Origin of the sequence: Neptuniibacter sp. SY11_33, from assembly GCF_047778025.1 — a bacterium.
Taxonomy (GTDB): Bacteria; Pseudomonadota; Gammaproteobacteria; order Pseudomonadales; family Balneatricaceae; genus Neptuniibacter.
In genome coordinates this window covers 3,032,371-3,052,586 of sequence record NZ_CP180543.1, presented here as the reverse complement: position 1 = coordinate 3,052,586, position 20,216 = coordinate 3,032,371, and the positions used below count along the sequence as shown (strand labels likewise).

Sequence of the window (20,216 nt, the reverse complement as noted above, 5' to 3'; positions counted from 1 at the left end):
CCTGCTGTATTGAGGTTTTAGTTGTTGAACCCTAAAGCACTATCATCATCGTTTAGTCATTTCTTAAAACGATTCTGCTTTGTTGCCATTCTTGCATCGATTGTTTTGTTACTACTTAGTGGCTATGCCGCTAGTAAGCTATATGAGCGTTATGTAGTTCGTTTAGCTGAATCTAATGCAGTTAATCTGACCGAAGCTATTTTTACTACCTATCGTGCCGAACTCAATTCTGCATTGGATTCCGCTCCTCTACTGCCTCCCCAGTTATTAGAGCTCAATAAAACCTTAAGAGACTTTATCCAGCCCTACGGCATTGTAAAAACAAAGCTGTTTTCACCAGAAGGGATCATCATTTACAGCACTGATCTGAGTATTATTGGTAAAGATGCCAGTGCGAACGAAATGCTTAAACAGGCTTTTATACATGGCGCGAGTTCGAATATTCAAAGAAAGGATCAGATTACGGACTTAGCCCATGAAACCCGATTTGATGTCGATGTGGTTGAGAGCTATGTCGCCATGCAGGCTCATAACGGGGAGCTAATCGGCGTCTTCGAAATCTACCAAGATACCTCGGGCTTTAGAGGTGAAATCCAACAAGGGATCCTGCTGTTTGTGGGTGTGTTGGCGATCATTTTGTTGAGCGTGTTTAGTACGGCCTATGTATTTATGCGCAAAGCTGTTAAGAAAATGGCCTATCAGCAAGAGATGTTGGAAGAGTTGGCAACGGTTGATGCGATAACGGGCCTTTATAACAGGGCTGAAATCACCAGAAGAATGGAAGCTGAGTGGCAGCGGTATAAGCGCTGTTCATCAAAACAGAGCAGTTTTGCCTTACTGATGTTAGATCTTGATCACTTTAAGAAAGTGAATGATAACTACGGTCATCTAGTAGGGGATAAGCTTCTGCAGCTAGTAGCGCATCGATTGATGGGCGAGTTACGCTCATATTCAGCGATTGGTCGATATGGTGGGGAGGAATTTATCGCGCTTATCCCTGATATTTCATACGAGAGTGCTGAACAGGTGGCAGAACGGCTACAGCGATTAGTTTCTCAATCAGGGTATGAGCTTTTAGGGTATAAAATTTCTATGTCCGTTAGTATCGGTTTTGCTGTTGCAGAGCCGACAGATTTAAATCTAGATACTTTGATTAAGCGGGCTGATGATGCTCTATATGAAGCGAAAAAAAGTGGTCGAAATTGCGTGGTTGGAACCGCTGGTGTAACGCCTTTAGGGGGGATTATTGCAAATTCCGGTTGAGGAATCTGATCTTCCAGATTGTGTATTGAGATCAAAATAATTTATCTGAAACTTTGCTTTTTAGTTTCTTTCATGGCGTAAAGTCCATGTCTTATTCTTCCTTTTTTATCTGCTTGCCTTTGTTTGAATTAATATTTTCTTCCCCCAAATTTTATCTTCTGTTTACTTATTTAGACTGAGTGCTCCCGAACGCTGTCTCCAATAATTTTCTATTAAAAATCATAGGCCTTCGGGATAAATTCCGGCATTTTTTGTCAGGTTTTTGGGAGTCTGTCATGCGGGATTCGGGATGAGGTTTACTCTAAAGTACTAGAAAATGTGGCTCTAATGACCAGTTTGGTAACTTTTTTGAAACAGTTACCTTTTCTATCACGTTTTTCAGACACTGGGGGCTAAGGATTAGTTCCCAACATTTCAAGGAAGTTCGATTAAGCCATAGCCAAGGGCAAAAAATTATGAGCACTGATAAACCAGCAGCGGATCCAGCTAAACAGAAACTGTTGGAGCTGTTTGAAGATGTGCTTGCTCATGATGGTTATGGTGAGATCCGAGTCGAAACCAAAATTCTAAAACGCCAGCAAAAAGAGGTCATTCTCCATTACGGTAGACAGTATCGTTTTGTGGTGGATGTTTAAGCTAGCGAAGAGTTCGTCCCTATTTAAAAGAGTGCAATGTGGGTTTGCATCTTAAAGATTTTTATAACTAAAAATCCAAAAATCTGTGTGAGACAGATGCGGTAAAAATAATAAAGAGAAAAATAATGAACGCTCAACAGATCAAAGAAACGATTCGCAAGTTCAAAAATGCTGACCTGACTCAGGTTAAAGACGCAGAGTTACGCGCTAAGGGTGAAAAACTACAAGCAAAACAAGCTGGTTTTACATTGCTTGAATTGCTTGTTGTAGTTGCGATTCTTGCGGTAATTGCTGGTGCCGTTATTTCTAATATGGACGGCAATGAAGAAAGTGCTGCGCAAGCTACAGCTGTACACACTATGGCTACGTTAGAAAACAGCATGAATGTTTTTAATGTGACTGAAAAGCGTTTACTACCTGCTGGTCTTGATTCTTTGATTTGTTCTGCAGGTGTACAAGCTGATTACACTGCAACTGTTGCTCAAATTGATGGTGCAGCAAGCGTATTGCTAAGTAACAACGGAAATACTTCAAATGTACCACGTGTCGACGGTGGTTTATCAGGTGATATGTTCGGCAAGTTAGGTATTGCTAACATCGGAGCTGAAGCTGTTACTGCGTTGGCTAATAATGGTATGACTAGCCTTCGTTATGTGAATAACGAATTATGTAATGGCTCAACAGGCAACGACCTCTTCACTCAAGCAGCCGGTTTTGACGAAGATGTTGACGAAATTCCATTGGTTGAAGTAACTAAACCGTCAATGGTATTTAACACGCCGCTTGTTGAAGATGATGATTGGGAATTTGGCGCAGGTGCTGCCGTAGACCTTACAGGAACTATTACTACTGAGACTATTCCTGTGGCACTTTTCAATGAGCCAGAAGAGCTTGGTGAAGAAGATGATGCAGTATTGGCTGTGTTTGGTGTTGGGCCAAGTGCTGAACTAGATGCGGTTATTGCTCGTGCGCCTCAAGATGGCAATGCGGCTGCAGATAAATATTCTAACTACTCTATCGTAGTGAAAATTGCAGAATGTGATACTGGTGACGTAGGTGACTTACTTGATCCAGCAAATACAACAGATTGCCTAGTAGCAAACTGGGAAGAAGTTGGTGAAGAGCTTGAGGTTATAGCTGTTCTTGACGCTGGCGGTGACGCATACGACGACGAGATCGCTGAAGCTAAAGGTAACGAAGAAGAGTAAGTCTTCTTTCTGAGAAAGGCAGGAGCTAAGCTCCTGCTTTTTTTGTCAGTAAGGTTTATGAATATTGCCCTTAAGCCGTTTGAATGTGGTGAAGGGGGCTTAGTGGCACAGGTTTTACTTGGATGAAAATAGATAGCTAAGGACAGGCTAATAACAATAATAAATACAATGGCTTTATATGCAGTGGCGAAATAAGCAAGACCTTAAGACAAACAAAGACCGCTTTCCTAAACGTGTCCATAACGACGCTTTTAGCAAAGCGGTTTTGTCGTCTCAGAAGGGGTTTACTCTTTTGGAAATGCTGGTGGTTGCAGCCATTCTTTTGGTTGTGGCGGGTGGTGTTGTAACCTCTTTTCGTGATGTTGGCTCAGATGCTGCAGATCAGGCAGCGCGCTATCAGATGCAGCAGTTAGGTGAAGCGATAGAGGCCTACTACAAAGATAATGGTTCTTTTCCTAGTCGTGAAACTCCTGCTGATTTAAGTTTCCTTTTTGAAAACCCGACGCCTGCTGACCCTGATAGTTATTGGAATACTGATTATCGACGTGGCTGGCGAGGCCCGTACCTTAATGGTCATAAATATCTTTATCTGGATATTGGTGACGATCTGACATCTGATGGTTCTAGTCTTGGTGCTACAGATGATCCCGGTGAGCCTTTCATAATCGACACAGCAGAAATAGAGTCGGTCATCGGCATTGCAGACCCTTATGATCATTACCCTGTGGATGATAGACAGAGTCGCAGTGTTAGTGGTTGTAATACGACAGACTGTCTATTGGAATGGCGTAAGATTTCGGGTGATGATTCAACCCTAATCAATCGTTTTGGACGGCCTTATTTGGCGATAGACCTTGAGGTTATGGCGGATAGCACTATCGTGCCAGGGGTGCCTCGATTAGTTAGCTTGGGTTCGAATGGTATCTACGAACCAAACAGTTGTGATTATACCGAGACTGATCCAGTTGATGCTGATTTCTGTGACGCGGACCTTCTTTGTAACAGCAGTGGGGACGATATCGTCTTATGTCTACGTTAATCCCCAATATTTGTCCTACCCAAAAGCAATCTGGCTTTACATTACTAGAGCTGGTGTTAGTGATGCTAATTATCGGATTAGTGGCCAGTACGCCGTTGGTATTTATCGATAATCAGGATAACCAGCTTCGTTATGATGAAACCTTAGATAAGATGGAGCTGCTTAGAAAAAGCATATTGATGCAAAACAGCTACCGTAATCAGCCTGTTCTATCTGGTTTTATTATCGATAACGGTGTTTTACCCCCAGCGAGTGCCACTTTGTCTCAGGATTCCGCAGAACTGCAGCCTTTGATCAACAAAGACGGAAGTTGGGAGGTAAGTGGTTCTGATCAGTGGATTGATCTCGCTATGCTGGATCCTTACGTTAACTTTGGCGGAACGCCTACGCAAATATCCGCTTATCCACAGTTAAAAGGTTATCGCGCTAATTATTTGAATTCTGGCTTAGATAGTAATCGTGAATTCAGAGATGGTTGGGGTATTGGTTTCGAAGTCAGTAATGCTTCTGATCAGTATCAGTTCAATTATAAGGGCGACGATGGTGATCATCCTGCGAGTTACAACGTGGTTGTGTCAGGTGCTATTGAGAGCACAGACTGGCAGGTGCCGTTGAACCAAATAGATATTCAAGTTCAAAACAATAGTGATACTGACAGTCATAAATTGGCATTGGTCGTGTTTAAAAATGCTGCTGTTTCTGATGACGAAGATCGCTGGGTTACCTATCACTTCGATGCAGCTGCATCGACCGCAACGAATTCCCTTTCATTGGCTACTAATGAATGGCATGAGAATGGTGCATCTATTTCTGATGCCAGTACTAAACAGATTCCCGTAGGTCAGCATGCTGTTTTTGTTATGGATAGCGCTGGGTCGGTTGTAGAAAAATATGATCGCTTGCTGGTAATTCCAAATGCTACGCAGCCAGTACTGCAATTTGAGGTTAATTAATGCTGTCGTTTCTGAATAAAAAAGCAGCGGGTAAAGGTCTGCTGGTCCTAAAAACGGATGGGTTTGGCCTGCGAGCAACCGTTATTAATGGCAATCGTGATGCACTAAAAGTAACAGTGTCAGTGTCGTCTCAACAGGTTGATCCTATTGCCGCGCTGACTGATGTGTTGGAGCAGTTAAAGAATGTACTGGGTAAAAATGTACCGAGTAATGCACTGCTACTGCATATTAGTGCGATTCCCGATCTGGTGCAGATTACCGAAAGCTTTGATTCCCCTGAAGCAGAAAATTTATTGGAGATGCTGCGTTGGGAGATGGAAGGTGTGGTTGCTATGCAATCACCAAACTGGGATCTCGGTTGGTTGTTGATGGGGCGTGGCTATATCACACCAGAACAACGTGAGGAACTGGTACATCTAGTAACAGAAGAGAAGCAGTTGTCAGCGCAACATGGCGGTCGAAGCCCGATGCGCTTGGGTGAAGTCGCTATCCGCGAACAGATGGTTTCGAAGGAACAGATTGCGGAATGTTTGCATATTCAGCAGAAGCTGCAGTTGGCCGACCAGCGTCTTTTAACTCAATGGCGACCACAACCTAAAGAGGAATCACCTTATAGCGATGATGACTTAGGCGATGCGCAAAAGTTTCTGTGTAGTGCTATGCCAACTGCTCAGCATCAACAATGGCTGGATGCTGTTAAGAAAGTGGGTGGTAGCTCTGGTTTTCCTAAGCTGAACCTACGTCAAGTATACCCTTTTGCGGGTTCCACTGTGCCGTTGTTAGAGAGTTCTGACACTGTACTATTAACCGAATTCCATAAGGCTTATGTTTTCTGTGCTGTATTGCAGGATAACCAGATCCGCGATGTGGCGATGGTGAAATGCTCCAGCCATTTGCTAGATGCAGGGGCGGTTGCAGAGGTCTTAACGACAGGTTCCTTTGCGCAAGCAAACCGCTGGCTTGTTGCTGATGGAGATAGTGCATTTAGCGACCAAATTTCTCAGCTAGAATCCTTGCTACAGCTCGATGCAGAACCTTTAGCACAGGCTGCTGCGGAGAAAATACCTTCTGGCAGAAATGAGCTGTTAGCTGAACTCGGTGCAGCTCGACATTTTCTAGGCAGTTCGCCGCTTTCTGTCGCGCCTTTAATTGGCATGCCGCCCCCGGACCCAATTTACCGTAGTAATGCTTTCAAAATTGCAATGGCTGCGTGTGTTTTACCGCTGTTAATTGCTGCTTATGAAGGTTTCTTTTATTGGAAGTTAGAACAATTGCAACAGGAGCTGTCATCCTCTGAGAGGCAATTGGAAGTAATGCAAGAGAAGAGGGATCGACAACGTAAGGAGAGTGCTGAGGCTCGCAAAAATATCGATGCTTACCTGAGCCACAACGTTTTGCTTAGCGCCTTACAATCGGAAAAACAACTGGTAGAACAGGTAATCATTAAGCGTCAATCGTTTGTTGAGCGTCTTCTGCCTGTCCTTTCGGAGAGCATTAATGAGGGTGTAGTACTTGAATCGATGAAAGAGAATGCTTGGTATGAGTTCTCTATTACGGGTAAAGCCGTAGATCAGGCGAGTATCGATGACTTTAATCAGGTGCTATCTATCAGTCTTGAACCTCTGAATATGTATATAGATAAAAGCCCAAGTAATTTCAAAGGGGATTCAGCTTTGATGCAAAATGGTATCTATGTATTTGAATTTGTTTTGAAGCAGAAGGGGACTCAATAATGAATGCGTTCTCTGAAATGAATTTACGAGAAAGGATTCTAGTGGCCGTGCTTGGTGCTGCTTTGATAGCGGGTGGCTACCTATTTTTCCGTGGTGCGGACCTTAATAAACAAGTTCTTGTATTGGAAGATAGAATTGAATCTGTTGAAAAAAAGGTCAAGAAGGCGGCTAAAAGAGAGAGAAAAAGCGCCGGCGCATTACCTGAACTGGATGGTAAGAAAATTAGTGCCAACGATGTTCGGAAATTAACTAAAGCTATAGAGTCAGAGAAGTCTAAGCTCTCTGGTTTTGGATATAGCTTTATCGATGTTAGGGATAAGGCCAAATTTGCAAAATTGCTAAGCCAGATTACTCTGCATGCGCAAGCTAACCGTTTACAACTGCTTTCTAAAGTGCAGAGTGAAGGAAACCTAGCTGAGATGGTTGCAGCTAAACCTTCTAAACAAGGTAAAGGTGATCTAAACCGCCCGTTGTATGAATTACGTTTACAGGGTGGATATAGCGCCCTTTATGGATTTATTAAGCAGTTGTCCCAGTTGGAGTACTCGGTGATTCCAATCAAATTCCAGATCAGTCGTACCGATCGTACAGCTCTTGGTGGTGGGCGAGTGCTAGATATTGAGATGACGTTGGCATTGTGATGGAAAATAATAACTATAAAGACCAATTTGAGCAGTTACTGGCATTGATGCTAGAAGCGGGAGCATCTGATCTACATTGTTCCGCGAATGTTGCGCCTGTAATGCGTATTCATGGTGAGCTTGCAGAGCGCGAAGATTTTGATCCATTTACGAAAGATCAGTTAATGGGAATAGCCGAGGCGATTTTATCTGCTGAGCAGTTTGATCATCTTATTAATAAGCGTAGTTGTGATTTAGGTTACTCCAATAAACTAGGCGTGCGTTTTCGTCTTAACTTTTATTTTGAACGCGGTAGTTTAGCTTTTGCTATTCGTGCTTTGGATGGGACCTTTTGTACATTTGAAGAGCTACGTTTACCGCCGCAACTGGAAGATGTGGTGGGCTTTAAAGATGGTTTGGTGCTGGTCACTGGTGCTACGGGTAGCGGTAAATCAACGACCTTAGCCAGTATTATCAATAAGATAAATGAGAGCCGTGCTTGCCATATTCTGACTATTGAAGACCCTATCGAGTTTGTACACAGTAATATTCGCTCTGTAGTGCATCAACGCGAAGTGGGTGATGATGTGCTCTCTTTTGCAGATGCAATTCGTAGTGCCATGCGTGAAGACCCAGATGTAATGTTGCTGGGTGAGATGCGTGACCTAGAAACTATGCATGCTGCAATTACCGCGGCAGAAACAGGGCATCTCGTTTTTGCAACACTACATACCAATGACGCGGTGGGTGTTATTGATCGTTTAATTGGTATGTTCCCTGGCGATCTGCAAAACACTGTACGTCAACAATTATCCATGTGTTTGCGTGCCGTGGTAACACAGACATTGGTCCGCTCTCCTGATGGTCATGGGCGTATTCCTGTAAATGAAATTTTGATGGTTAATGGTGCTGTTTCAAATCTAATTCGTGAGAATAACTCGACCCAGATTCGCTCCGTTATGGAAACGGGTCGTGCGCAAGGCAATCAGACTTTTGAATTTGCATTGGCTAAACGTGTATATGAAAAGTTCTTAACCAAAGAGCAAGCGCTACAGTTAACTAGCCGTAAAGAGCAGTTTGAGAACTCGCTTCGAGTGTTAGGCAGGTAACCGGCGATGGCGATTAGGGATAAATGGTTAATTGAAGCCGCATTAAGCCAGGGGCTGATTACTGAGCATCAGCATACTGAAGCGAGTTTACATGCGCGCCGTTTAAAAATGGATGAGAAAATGGTGCTATGTTATGAACAGCGTATAGCGCCAAGTAGCTTCTATCATGCTTATGCTAGTGAGCATGGCATGCAGTATATTCGACCGTCGCAGATCCAAGTAGATAAAAGTCGCCTGAGTAATATACCGCAAAGCTTTATTCGTCAGTTCCGTATTCTCCCTGTCGATGTAGGTGATGTTGATAGCGATAAAATCTATGTCGTTACGGATTCACCAGAGAACCCTACACTCGAAAAACAGTTACAGCGATTATTCAAAACAGATGTGAAACTCTGCTTAGCTGAGCCAGAAGCATTTGAATGCAGTTTGCGTTTAGATGTGGAGTTAAGCAATGCAGAATTAGGCTTTGATGCGGTTGCAGAGTTTTCTGAGTTATTGAATCAAGCTTATATGCATCGAGCATCCGATATTCATATAGAGCCCTTAACTGACTACTACATTGTAAGGTTGCGGGTAGATGGGCAGTTACAGCAATATGGGAAGCGTTTTACCCTTTCGGAAGGGATCTCTTTAGTTAGTCGTATTAAAGTTATGTCTAACCTAGATATTGCCGAAACTCGAATGCCTCAGGATGGCGGTGCTGATTATACAACGCCTTATAACGTCGAGTTTGAAATGCGTGTGGCGACAGCGCCAACTAAGCATGGTGAGCGAGTAACCTTACGTTTACTCGGTACAGACAATCAATTATTCACGCTTAAACAGTTGGGGATGTCTGATGCAACCCTTCGTCAGTTTAGTCGAGTAATTGCTCAGCCTCATGGCATCGTTCTTATTACGGGCCCTACAGGTAGCGGTAAGTCCACTACCCTTTATGCCGCACTTGAAGAGTTAAAATCAGAAAGCACCAATATTCTGACTGCGGAAGATCCTGTCGAGATGGTGGTAGAGGGTGTTTCTCAGGTACAGATGAATGCGAAGGTGAATTTTGCTTCTGCCCTTCGAAGTTTCCTGCGCCATGATCCCGATATCATTATGGTCGGTGAGATTCGAGATTCTGAAACCGGTGAAATTGCTCTAAAAGCTGCTACCACGGGCCATATGGTTTTATCTACCTTACATACCAATTCTGCGATTGCCAGTGTCACGCGACTGAAGAATATCGGGTTAGAGCCATTTATGATCGCTTCCAGTCTGCAAGGAATTGTGGCGCAGCGTTTGGCGCGTAAACTCTGCCAAAGCTGTAAGTTAGAGATGCCGGCGGATTTTTCAGAATTGAAACAGTTGGGTTTGCCATCTGATGATCTAGTAATGTTATCTCACCCTCAAGGGTGTTCAGTATGTAATGGAACAGGCTTTAAAGGGCGGATTGCTCTGTTCGAAACCTTGTGGATGGATGAGGTCTTGCGGGAGTTAATTACTCAAGAAGCTGACGAGCAGCAGTTACGTAAACATGCTCAGCATTATATAAGTCTTGCTCATGATGGGAGAGAGAAGGTACTTCAGGGCTTAACCTCGATGGAAGAACTCCGCCGCTTAGGTCTTCTTAACCAGTTTGATGGGGAGGCTGACGGATGAAGTTCGTCTATCAAGGGATGAATACAGCAGGTGAAACCTGCGAAGGTAGCATCTCCGCTGTTGATCATGATGCGGCGATCGCTAAGCTGCAAAAAAAAGGAATTTATATCAGCAGTATTCAGGAGAATGCTGGGATTGGTTCTGCAGATAAACCGAAACAAGATGCTTTTGAGCAGTTGCTCTGTCTATTGCCGGTTAAGACCAACCAAAAAATATTCTTTTTCCGTCAATTGGCATTGATGTTCCGTTCTGGCTTATCTGTGACTGAGGCGCTGAACATCTTGGGCGGTATTCAGCGTGGAAGAATGCGCGAGATCATTATTGATCTAAATGATCAAATTAGTGCAGGCCAGTCGTTTTCTCAATCAATGGAAAAATATGAATCTATTTTCTCACCTCTTGCGATTCATATGTTGCGCAGTGCTGAAGCCAGTGGTGAATTAGAACCGGCGTTAGTGCGTATTGCTGACTTTATGGAGCGTCAGGCCGATATAAAAACGCAATTGATCTCAACCATGACTTATCCTGTTGTCGTGCTGTTTATGACGGTAGGGGTATTCATCTTTTTGATGTCTACGGTTATTCCTAAGTTTGCTGCTTTCTTTGAAAAAACGGGTCGAACGCCACCCCCTGAAATGATTCAGATGATGGGGATTTCCAACTTCATCCACCAGTATTGGGCGCATGTTTTGGTCGGAATTCTATTGATTCTGATAGGAATAATTTTGACCTATTCTCGTAAAAAAGGGCGTTTCCTGATTGATTACATGCTCCTAAAAGTTCCTTTAGTTGGCACGATGATCTCCGCAAGTTCGATGTCGCAGATTACTTGGGGGCTATCCAGTATGTTGCAGAGCGGTATTTCAGTCGTTCAGTCACTAGAGATCATCAGTAAATTGATTAATAACAAAGTGATTGCAAAAGATATCGCGGATGCATCTGAAGAGATTCTTCAGGGGGCGGATATGGGCAAAAGTTTCCGTAAAGCGCATATCGAAGGGCTGATTCAAGAGATGACTTTAGTTGGCGAAAGAACAGGTAGCATGGTATCGGTGATGAAAGACGCTGGTACGTTTTATGAAGAGCGTGTACGCATGATTACTAAGGCGATAGCTACAGCTATGGAGCCAGTAGCCATTCTTTTGATTGGCGGTATTGTCGGTTATGTGTACTACGGGTTCTTTAAATCGATGTTTGCGGTGTCAGGTTAATAGATGATGAAAAAGATAATTTTAATCGCTTTATGTATGACTACATTACCTACAACGGTTTTAGCTGAGGCACCGTCAGCTGGTTATGCTTCGACAAATGTTGGTGCTGGCTCAGGTGTTATCGTTATGCGAGATCCGTTTAGTGAGCCCCAAAGCGTTCAGCAGAATGAAAAGCAGGGCATATTGGGGGGGATTGTTGACCGATTTGGACAGGGCTTCCGTCGTACACCGGGCGAGGTAAATGTACCTAATTTGCTGTTTAAAGGTTATATCGACCGCGGTGATGATTCGCCTATGGCATTGCTTCAGATTGCTGGTAGCCGAGTACATTTAGTGAAAGAGGGAGATGAGATTAATGTCGATCCTACTAACCCTCGACAGGCGATTAGAATTACAAAAATATCCCGTTTAAGTATTACTGTAGAGACAGGCACTTTAGGGCAGATGAAGGTATTACGATGAAAGCTTTAGGAAAACTTGCCCTAGCATTGGCGCTCTTAAATCCAATGGCTGTTTCCGCAGCAAAAATATCAGAATTAGAATTTGCCGATACTCAGTTAAGAGATGTGATTCGAACTTTATCAGAGTTGTCGCAGAGTAATATCATTGCTACCCCAAGTGCTATTGATAAGCGAATTACTATACATCTTAAAAACGTTTCAGATATTGATGCCATTAAATCGATTAGTCGCATCAGCGACCTTTGGTATCGCTACGATCAAGATACTAATACCTATCGCATTATGACTCGTGAAGAGTATGCAAAAGATTTGGTCGTACGCGAGAGTCAACGCATTGAAGTGTTTCGCTTACTTAATGCCAATGTGCGAATCGTTGCACAGGCAATCGAGGATCTTTACGGTGATCGGGTTGAGCTTTCGTTAGGGGAAGAGCCAGGGCAAAAGAGTTCAAGTCAGCGGAATTCAAAGTCCTCTTCCAATTCCAATTCTTCTTCGAATCGGGGTTCCAACTCAACATTGCAGGAATCAGCTGCGACTGAGGCTGCAAAGAAGCTTTCTCTAGGGCAGTTAGAGCAGCTATTACAAGGCAGATCAAACGGACTAGCAATTGATCCTGCTGCTATGCAAGCAGTGACCTTAAAAGCACAGCCTATCTATGTCACAGTAAATAATGAGCATAATATGATTATTGTGCGTACTGATGACAGTAAGATTATTAACTCCATCAAACAGTTGGTGGATAAGATGGATATTCCTGTACCTCAGGTAATGCTAGAAATGAAAATTTTGAGCATTACTTTGGGCGATGATTTCAACTCGATCTTTAATTTTGAGTTAACTCCGCAGGGTGGAAACCAATCTACAGTGCCTATCAAACTGGGTAATAACGCTCTGTTTAATAGTGGTAGTTTTCTCTATGAATTCCTCAACGATAAGTTAAAGGCGAATATTGAATTTTTGGATGAAAATAAACGCTTAAAGGTGTTGTCTAACCCGATGGTACTTGCTTCTAACCACCGTGAAGCAGATCTGTTTATTGGGGAAGAAAGCGTACTAACACGTGGATTTACTTATAATCCTGCTCAGATAGATAGCGGTGTAGTTATTTCTCCGTCTTATATAGAGACAGAAACGGAATTAGAAGAGATCGGTATTTCTTTGAAAATCACTCCGAGAATTAATGCGGATGGTACGGTCTTACTTGAGCTTCAACAAGAAAGTTCAACTCTAAATCCAGGTGGCGGTACTATTCCTATTTATGATGGGGTGGGTAATGTGGTTAATTTGGCTATAGATACCGTCAATACGTCACGCCTTAAAGGTATTGTTGCCGCTAAAAATGGCCTTACTGTTGCGGTTGGTGGCTTAATTCGAACTACTCGCACTCGAAATGAACGTAAAGTTCCGCTACTAGGTGAAGTGCCTGTGGTGGGAAATATCTTTAAGTCAACTATTGAAGGTGATGAGCAAACCGAATTGGTACTGCTTATTACACCGCGAATTCTCAACTCGCCTTCCCAGAGTCAGCAGTTGCAACAAGGTAATAATCGATTCTATCAGCAGTATAATGATGGATTCCCTGATCCAGCGCCTGCAGAAAATCGTTTTATTAAGAAGCCTGTAAATCAAACGTCTGACCAGATACAGAAAGTTGAGCCTAAAAAGGCAGAACCGAAGCTTTCCGATGTTGATCAAATGATGATGGATGCGGGTTAATTCGCATCCATCTCGCATTTTTTTCTTTCAATCAGGCCTAGTTATCTAGGCCTGAATTGTTTTTCCTTCAAGATCACTTTCTTCGCCCTCCGGCGAATTCTGAGGAGTCGAACGACTCAACTGATACCAATCGACATTTCGAGTTGTCAGCATCGAAACTGCTAGTGTTGTAAAGATCAGTATCGAGCCCATCAGTAAGGCAAAACCCTCCGATGAAATGATCATATAAAGCAAACCATAGAGCCCTGCGATACCTGTAGCAAACCAATAGCCTCGGGCTTTGCTTTGTAATACTGCACTGAGATATAAACCTAGCAATAAACAGCAAGCAATTGTGGCAATAACATAAGCCCAGATGAAGGCGATATGTTCGCTCAAAGAAACCAGAAGTAAGTAGAACAGCGCTAGTGCTAGGCCCACCATGCCGTATTGGATGACGTGAATTTGAAGATTCTTTAGTACTTCAAATAGGAAGAACAGCATAAAAGTGACAGCGATAAAGAGTAAACCGTACTTTATAGATCGTTCCGCTTGAGAGTACATATCGATAGGATCGATAAAGTCAGTACCTACAGCGTGGCTCGTGAAATCACAGTAGTTGCTGTTTTGGCACTCTTTTAACACCGACGCTAAGTCACCCGCAAAAGGTGAGGTTTTCCAGTTCGCTTGGAAGCCAGTATCTTCAACGGTGTAATCAGTCGGTAGATGCCGACCATTAAAACTCGGGTGTGGCCAATCAGAACTCATGCTTATTGAACTATTATCTCCCGCCGGGGTGATCATCAGACGTTCCATTCCTTTAATTTGTAAATTAAAGAAAAAATGCGTCGTTTCACTTTCATCAGCCCAAGAACCTAGTTCAGCATGAATCCCCTGAGTCGATGATTTTAAACCGCTGCCTGCGGCAAAGCTTAGACTGTTTCCATTCCAATCTGACGTCGGTTCAGAAACAATACCGCGCATATCTGAAACCAAAATACTCAGCTTTGCATCGCCCCAAGAAAGGCTGCCTTTGTATTTTGCCTCTAAATCTTGTTGGTATTTATGTAGTTTAGTGCGCTGAAATGAGCCTGACATTTCAACGGTACCGTTATACACAGGTATCTGATAAATACCGCGATTACGGGTGGAGTTGTTTATATTTACTTGGCTATCGAATTGGTTCGGTAATAGCAGGTATTGCCCTTGTTTCTTCTTGTGGACTAATAAATAGCTTTTTGTTGTATCGTTCCATTGCTTTTCAGTGTACTCAAGCTGCCAAGGGAGGATCATCACAGGGCCTGTGATGGTTTGATTCCCTGTCCATTTGCTTGCGATATCATGTGTAACTTGATCTCGATAACTCATACGTTCGTAGATCACCCCTTGCTCCAATAACAAAGGGATCCACAAAAGTAGGCCTAAAAAGCCAATGACGATGAGCTTTAAGGTGATTTTCTTAGACATCATCTCTCTCCATAACTGATTTATAGTGCAAAGTTTAAAAAGGGCGTATGGGGAGCTGATGTGAGAAATGTGTGTTTTGTGTGTGGAAAGCGCTCTTACTTCACTTTGAGTAAAGGCTGTAGCAGAATGCTAGGAGTTTTGTGATTGCTTCAGGAAGAACGATTAAATATAAGTGCAAATGGATTTGTCTTTTCTCTTTATCCAACTGCCTTCCCTGTTCCCTCCTTCTTCTTTAGCGCGTTAATCCAATGTTTAAGGATGGGTAAATCTACATGAATGGAATTTTTAAGAAGAAAAAAATAGCCCAAGTGATTCTTGGTGGGGCGTTCGTAGCTTTGGTCGGTTGTGATAGTAAGACTTCCGAGTCTGAAACAGCGCTAATTTCAGAAGCTGAAAATAAGGAGGTGCAAGCGCAGCAAGTAAAAGCACCAACTTACACTGCTACAGCGTTAACGCGGTCAGCGTGGCTACGCGAGCAACTTCCCGAAACTGCTTTCTTCTACGCGCGAATTCCTTCGCTTTGGGATCTAGCTTCTTATAAAGACGACAGTTTCAAATTTGCCCATGGTAACCAAGCTTATTTAAAAGAGATCAAAAAGATCCAAGAGGCGAGTGCTGAATGGTTTAAAAAAGGGGAGGCTGATATTGAAACATTGCTAACCCTGCTTGGTAGTCAAATGGATGGCCCGGTTGAAGTTGTTGCTTATGGGCAAGACAATCAACCGCAGTTGCTGTTCAGTTCTCATGTTCGTTTTACTCAGGAAGAAGAGCTAAAAGCGATTATCGAATTGCTGATCAGCAAACGCGTGATTATTGATGAGCTTGAACCTATGCAAAATGGTGCGGGTGTCTTGATGACCAAAGCTGCGCCTCTTGCTTATAAATGGGATAAAAATCTAGGCCGTTTGAATCTGATGTTAAACCTTCAGGGAGCAGACTCTACCAGCCTTGATAGCGCTTTTTCTGCTTTAAAACCAAACCCTGCTAGTCCTATGTTTAGCAATGAGCAGGTGATGGATGATAGCCATAAAGGCCTGTATCTATGGTTTAGCAATCAGTTGGCATCTCCTGTATATCAGCCGCTTCTACCACCTGACGCGGCAATGCCTATGGCAGCTATGGGTGCACATCAGATTGAAACAGTTGCGGCAAGCTGGGGAGTTAGTAACGGCAAAGGTCGTTTGAAAGTCCAATTGGATGCGCCAAGCGAAAGTATGGTGCGCCAGTTTATTCCTGCGAATAAGAACAGTTATCCAATCAAAACAGCTGGAAAGCCCGGACTTGCGCTTTCTTTGAGTCTACCGGCTTATGCCGATTTTAAGCGTTTGGAAATGATGGCTGGTGGACTGAATAACAATAAGTACCAAGAGAGCAAAGCAAAGGCCTCCGAGGTGTTGGGTTACCCAGTTGATAATTGGTTTAAAGCGATTGGTCCTGAGGTTGTTTTGATATCCGATCAAGCGGGGGAGTATTTGGCTGTTCGTCTGCGTAACCCGGAAGAGTTCAACAAGATCATGACGGCGACCAAGGCTTGGCCTTCTGCGCGTTATGAAAGCCGCAACATTAATGGCCAAGAGATCCATCACTTAAAATTGCCTTCTATGTATTCTTCTGCTGAAGAGGAGATGGCGGCAGATAAGAATTTCTCACCTCTGCTTGCTGATCTAATCACTAAAATTGGCACCCATCTTTATTGGCAACAAGAGGGTGAGTTTTTGATTATGGCGGACCTTCCTCAAGTACTGTTTGATCGCCAAACAATGCTGTCGGATCAGACCTTGGAGCAGTGGTTGGTCGAAGAGCAGCGTCAGGATATCTCTGCTAGTACTTTTGCTTTCTCAGGCAATATCCGCAATGCGCCACGCCGTATTTATTACTACTACCTAAACGGTCTGCAAGCTTTGGGTGATCTGACGAATGCGAATCAGGACTTATTAGGTCTGCCGTCAGCTGGTCAGTTGCAGTTGGCGAAGCAAGGGACCTTTGGTGTGCAGTTAGATTCGTCTGATAAAAAATTGGCAATGGAATTCACCTTTGAGTCTTCGCCAGCAGATATTGTTCTAGCGAGTGAAGGTGCTGCGACAATTGCGGCAGTAGGTATTATGGCTGCGGTGGCAATCCCTGCTTATGAAGATTACACGCAACGTGCTGTAATCGCTGGAATCTACGCGGACAGTGCGAGCGTTCGAGGTAAACTAGAACGTTTTTATTTAGATAATGGTCGATTCCCTAATGAAGTAGAGCTAACCGGGTTGTATGAAGGTTTGACTTGGGGTTACACATTAGATGATATCGAAATTGAGCCTGATTCTGGCATTGTTTATCTGCACGTCAGTGAAAGCAATTACGAAGGTGGTTTGTTTGAACTGCATCCAGAGATTAATGGTTCAAATTTGAGTTGGTACTGTGAAGCTGAATACGTACCTAATAAGCATATGCCGTCTGAGTGCAGATAACACTCAATGGCAGGGTGAAAAAGCTGCTTTTGGGCAGCTTTTTTATTGCTTGTTGGTCTATTTTTTGGGCTTATTTGGGAAAGCGAAGCTTCGCCTCTACGCCTGTTTTATCTCTGTTGCTTAAAGAAATAGTCGCACCATGCAGTTGCGCAATTTGCTGTACGAAGCTTAAGCCTAAGCCTGTACTTTTCTGGCCTGTATTAGGCCGCGGCAATGAGTAGAAACGGTTCCAGATCTGATCTAAGGCATATTCAGGAATGCCGCTACCGTGATCGCTAATGATAAGTTCGATGCCGGTGTCTAAAGTGCTTAAATGGATCTCAATCTGAGTTTTATCAGGGCTGAAGTCTATCGCATTATCCAGAAGTCCTCTGATCGCTTGTGCGAGTAATAGGTGATCACCGGCTACCTGAATGTTTTCATCCAGTTCTAAGGCTATGTTGATGTCGCGCTGTTGCTTTAGGGCGAGAGAGATCTGTTCGCATTCATTTTGAATAAGCCGAGTTAAATTAACTTGCTCAGGGCTTTCGAGCGCAGCACGATTTTCTAAACGTGCCAGAGATAAGACTTTATCCACAAGCGCTTTTAGACGCTCAGTTTGCGCCTCTATATTTTGAGCTAGTTGTTGCTGCATCTCTTTATTATCGGCAACAGCAATTAACTCAGCTGCTCCCTGTAGTGTGGTAAGGGGGCTTTTCATCTCATGGGTGAGGCTGAGCGTATATTCCTCTATATATTGTTTACCATCTAGTGCTGTTCGCATCTGCTCCATAGCGTCTGCAAGTTGAGCTAAATCGGGATCGCTCAATTTGGGTGTCTGGCTTTGTTCGCCTTTGCTGACCTTCTGCGCATAATCTACTAATCGATGAATGCTTAGACTCAGCCAAGTAGCGAGTAGCGCGCCTGCCAATGCTGCAGCAATCAACAGCCACATCCCTTTGGAGCGAATGTTATCGCGTGCGGCTTGCCAAAATGGTTTGACGCTGACGTTAGGTTTGCCGACAGAGATTACGCCAGCAATTTGCTGTTCACCTTTTTCAGTCGGTGCGTATATGGGGGCGCCGATATACATCACCGAACTGAAATTATCTTGTGGATTTTCTTGGGTGCTGCGTGCGCCGTATCTGCCTCGTAGAGTGAGGTAGACATCGTTCCATTGAGAGTAATCAGCACCTATGTCTTGATTGCTAGAGTCATAAATGACAATGCCTTGGCGGTTGGTGACGTAAACCCGTAGATCAGTCTTTGCTTGTTTATGAGACCAGATCGTAGCGTTGATCGGGCGTTTAAGCGTTTTCTCTATGGCGGGTTTTAGTAGCTGAATTTGAATGGGTTCGTTGATCGCTGACGGGCCTACAACTTCCGCTAGGAGGTTGGATGTATCGATCAGGGCGGTTTCTAGGGATTGTCTAAGTCCAGGTTTTACTTCCAGTAACATGGAATTGAGGAAAAAGTAGATACCCAATCCCAGGATGCCGGCGTAGGCAAGAAAGAGTTTAAGGCCAAATTTCATTGTCCGAACCTTAAGCTGTAACCAAGGCCGCGGTGGGTATAAATCAACTGATCAGGGTGAACCTGTTTTAGCTTTGCGCGCAAAGTTTTGATATGGGTATCAACCGCACGATCAAGACTGTGTTCTGGATTTTCCCATGCCGCCGTCATTAACTGTTCACGACTGAAAACCCGCTCAGGGCTTTGCATAAGAGTGCTAAGAAGTAGAAATTCGATGCGGGTTAAAACGAGTTGTTCTTGATGATAAAAGATGCAGGCGCGTTTTGTATCGAGTTGCAGTGATGCAGTTTGTGGCTTAGAAGGAATAGTCGTTTGTGTAACCGATGTGGATACCCGACGTAATATTGTTTTGACTCGCGTGCTGAGTTCTCTAGGGCTAAAAGGTTTAGTGACATAATCATCGGCACCTAGCTCTAGCCCAAGAATACGATCTATCTCATCGGATCTAGCGGTCAGGAATATAATGGGAATATTGGAGAACTGCCGAATCTTTTTACACAGTTCAAAACCATTGTAGTCGGGTAAGCCAACATCAATAATCGCGAGGTCAAAACTACCTTCCTTTAGCTGATTTAATCCCTCTTCAGCTAATAGGAAATGTTGGCAATCAAAACCATCGAGCTGCAGAGCAAACTTAACGTTATCAGCAATGCTGGGTTCGTCTTCGACAATCAGTATGTTGGCTTGTGAGTTTGACACTGGTTTAGTCGGTTCTCTTCGTCCCTAAAAGTTCGATCATATAACCATCAGGGTCTTTTACAAAGGCTAAGATCGTTGAACCGTGTTTCATAGGCCCAGCTGGGCGAACCACTTCACCGCCTTTGGCTGTTATTGCATCGCACGCGGCATAAACATCTTCAACTTCAATGGCTAAGTGGCCAAACGCATTACCGAGCTCGTATTGATCAGTATCCCAGTTATGGGTGAGTTCGAGTGCAGTATGCTCAGATTCATCGCCATAACCTAAAAAAGCTAAGGTAAATCGGCCATCAGGGTAGTCTTTGCTGCGTAACAGTTTCATACCCATTAGCTGTGTATAAAACTCAATAGATTGCTGCAAATCAGTGACTCGAAGCATGGTGTGTAAAAGGCGCATAATTCAGCATCCTTTTTATTTATCTTTGGTATGATGGGAGATATAAGTTTTGCCATTATATCTTTACAGTGCTTTATTATAAGGATAGATATAACAGAAGTCCTACGTTCTGTTCTGGAT

General features: G+C 43.6%; 17 protein-coding genes. 13 read left to right on the top strand and 4 right to left on the bottom strand.

The window, feature by feature from the left end; translation table 11 throughout:
* Nucleotides 1–24 precede the first annotated feature (24 nt).
* The 12 genes from ACMXYV_RS14410 to ACMXYV_RS14355 all read left to right on the top strand — a co-directional run bounded on the left by ACMXYV_RS14410 (nucleotide 25) and on the right by ACMXYV_RS14355 (nucleotide 13,586).
* The gene (locus tag ACMXYV_RS14410; protein WP_415889150.1) at nucleotides 25–1,263 is read left to right on the top strand and encodes a GGDEF domain-containing protein; all 1,239 of its coding nucleotides are present in this window, start codon (nucleotides 25–27) and stop codon (nucleotides 1,261–1,263) included.
* A gap of 455 nt (nucleotides 1,264–1,718) precedes the next feature.
* Nucleotides 1,719–1,898: a hypothetical protein gene (locus tag ACMXYV_RS14405; RefSeq protein ID WP_415889149.1), complete on the top strand. Its 180-nt coding sequence runs from the start codon at nucleotides 1,719–1,721 to the stop codon at nucleotides 1,896–1,898.
* A gap of 125 nt (nucleotides 1,899–2,023) precedes the next feature.
* Nucleotides 2,024–3,106, top strand: a complete 1,083-nt coding sequence (locus ACMXYV_RS14400; protein ID WP_415889148.1) for a type II secretion system protein — start codon at nucleotides 2,024–2,026, stop codon at nucleotides 3,104–3,106.
* 178 nt (nucleotides 3,107–3,284) lie between these two features.
* Complete coding sequence (locus ACMXYV_RS14395; protein WP_415889147.1) at nucleotides 3,285–4,145, top strand: type II secretion system protein; 861 nt, start codon at nucleotides 3,285–3,287, stop codon at nucleotides 4,143–4,145.
* Entirely contained in the window at nucleotides 4,133–5,098 is a 966-nt protein-coding gene (locus ACMXYV_RS14390) for a type II secretion system protein (RefSeq protein ID WP_415889146.1), read from the top strand. The genes ACMXYV_RS14395 and ACMXYV_RS14390 overlap by 13 nt, the downstream gene beginning before the upstream one ends.
* The gene (locus ACMXYV_RS14385; RefSeq protein WP_415889145.1) at nucleotides 5,098–6,831 is read left to right on the top strand and encodes a hypothetical protein; all 1,734 of its coding nucleotides are present in this window, start codon (nucleotides 5,098–5,100) and stop codon (nucleotides 6,829–6,831) included. Before ACMXYV_RS14390 ends, ACMXYV_RS14385 begins: the two co-directional genes overlap by 1 nt.
* On the top strand, nucleotides 6,831–7,472 hold the full coding sequence (locus ACMXYV_RS14380; protein WP_415889144.1) for a hypothetical protein: 642 nt from the start codon (nucleotides 6,831–6,833) through the stop codon (nucleotides 7,470–7,472). The genes ACMXYV_RS14385 and ACMXYV_RS14380 overlap by 1 nt, the downstream gene beginning before the upstream one ends.
* Nucleotides 7,472–8,560, top strand: a complete 1,089-nt coding sequence (locus tag ACMXYV_RS14375) for a type IV pilus twitching motility protein PilT (protein WP_415889143.1) — start codon at nucleotides 7,472–7,474, stop codon at nucleotides 8,558–8,560. The genes ACMXYV_RS14380 and ACMXYV_RS14375 overlap by 1 nt, the downstream gene beginning before the upstream one ends.
* A 6-nt stretch (nucleotides 8,561–8,566) precedes the next feature.
* Nucleotides 8,567–10,198: a GspE/PulE family protein gene (locus ACMXYV_RS14370; protein ID WP_415889142.1), complete on the top strand. Its 1,632-nt coding sequence runs from the start codon at nucleotides 8,567–8,569 to the stop codon at nucleotides 10,196–10,198.
* Entirely contained in the window at nucleotides 10,195–11,409 is a 1,215-nt protein-coding gene (locus ACMXYV_RS14365) for a type II secretion system F family protein (protein WP_415889141.1), read from the top strand. Before ACMXYV_RS14370 ends, ACMXYV_RS14365 begins: the two co-directional genes overlap by 4 nt.
* Nucleotides 11,410–11,415: 6 nt before the next feature.
* Entirely contained in the window at nucleotides 11,416–11,871 is a 456-nt protein-coding gene (locus tag ACMXYV_RS14360; RefSeq protein ID WP_415889140.1) for a hypothetical protein, read from the top strand.
* Complete coding sequence (locus tag ACMXYV_RS14355) at nucleotides 11,868–13,586, top strand: type II secretion system protein GspD (RefSeq protein WP_415889139.1); 1,719 nt, start codon at nucleotides 11,868–11,870, stop codon at nucleotides 13,584–13,586. Before ACMXYV_RS14360 ends, ACMXYV_RS14355 begins: the two co-directional genes overlap by 4 nt.
* A 45-nt stretch (nucleotides 13,587–13,631) precedes the next feature.
* Here ACMXYV_RS14355 and creD read toward each other — a convergent pair whose 3' ends face one another.
* Nucleotides 13,632–15,032 (bottom strand): cell envelope integrity protein CreD, encoded by a 1,401-nt coding sequence (gene creD, locus ACMXYV_RS14350; protein WP_415889138.1) that lies wholly within the window; start codon nucleotides 15,030–15,032, stop codon nucleotides 13,632–13,634.
* 272 nt (nucleotides 15,033–15,304) lie between these two features.
* On the opposite strand from creD, the gene ACMXYV_RS14345 reads away from it, so the two are divergent.
* Complete coding sequence (locus ACMXYV_RS14345) at nucleotides 15,305–17,488, top strand: pilin (RefSeq protein WP_415889137.1); 2,184 nt, start codon at nucleotides 15,305–15,307, stop codon at nucleotides 17,486–17,488.
* Nucleotides 17,489–17,558: 70 nt separating this feature from the next.
* Here ACMXYV_RS14345 and creC read toward each other — a convergent pair whose 3' ends face one another.
* From creC to gloA, 3 genes are read right to left on the bottom strand one after another with little or no spacing between them, the layout of a single operon-like run.
* Nucleotides 17,559–19,001, bottom strand: coding sequence for a two-component system sensor histidine kinase CreC (creC, locus tag ACMXYV_RS14340; protein WP_415889136.1), 1,443 nt, complete (start codon nucleotides 18,999–19,001; stop codon nucleotides 17,559–17,561).
* Nucleotides 18,998–19,699, bottom strand: coding sequence for a two-component system response regulator CreB (gene creB / locus ACMXYV_RS14335; RefSeq protein WP_415889135.1), 702 nt, complete (start codon nucleotides 19,697–19,699; stop codon nucleotides 18,998–19,000). Before creB ends, creC begins: the two co-directional genes overlap by 4 nt.
* A 4-nt stretch (nucleotides 19,700–19,703) precedes the next feature.
* Nucleotides 19,704–20,096: a lactoylglutathione lyase gene (gene gloA, locus ACMXYV_RS14330; RefSeq protein ID WP_415889134.1), complete on the bottom strand. Its 393-nt coding sequence runs from the start codon at nucleotides 20,094–20,096 to the stop codon at nucleotides 19,704–19,706.
* Nucleotides 20,097–20,216: the final 120 nt, after the last annotated feature.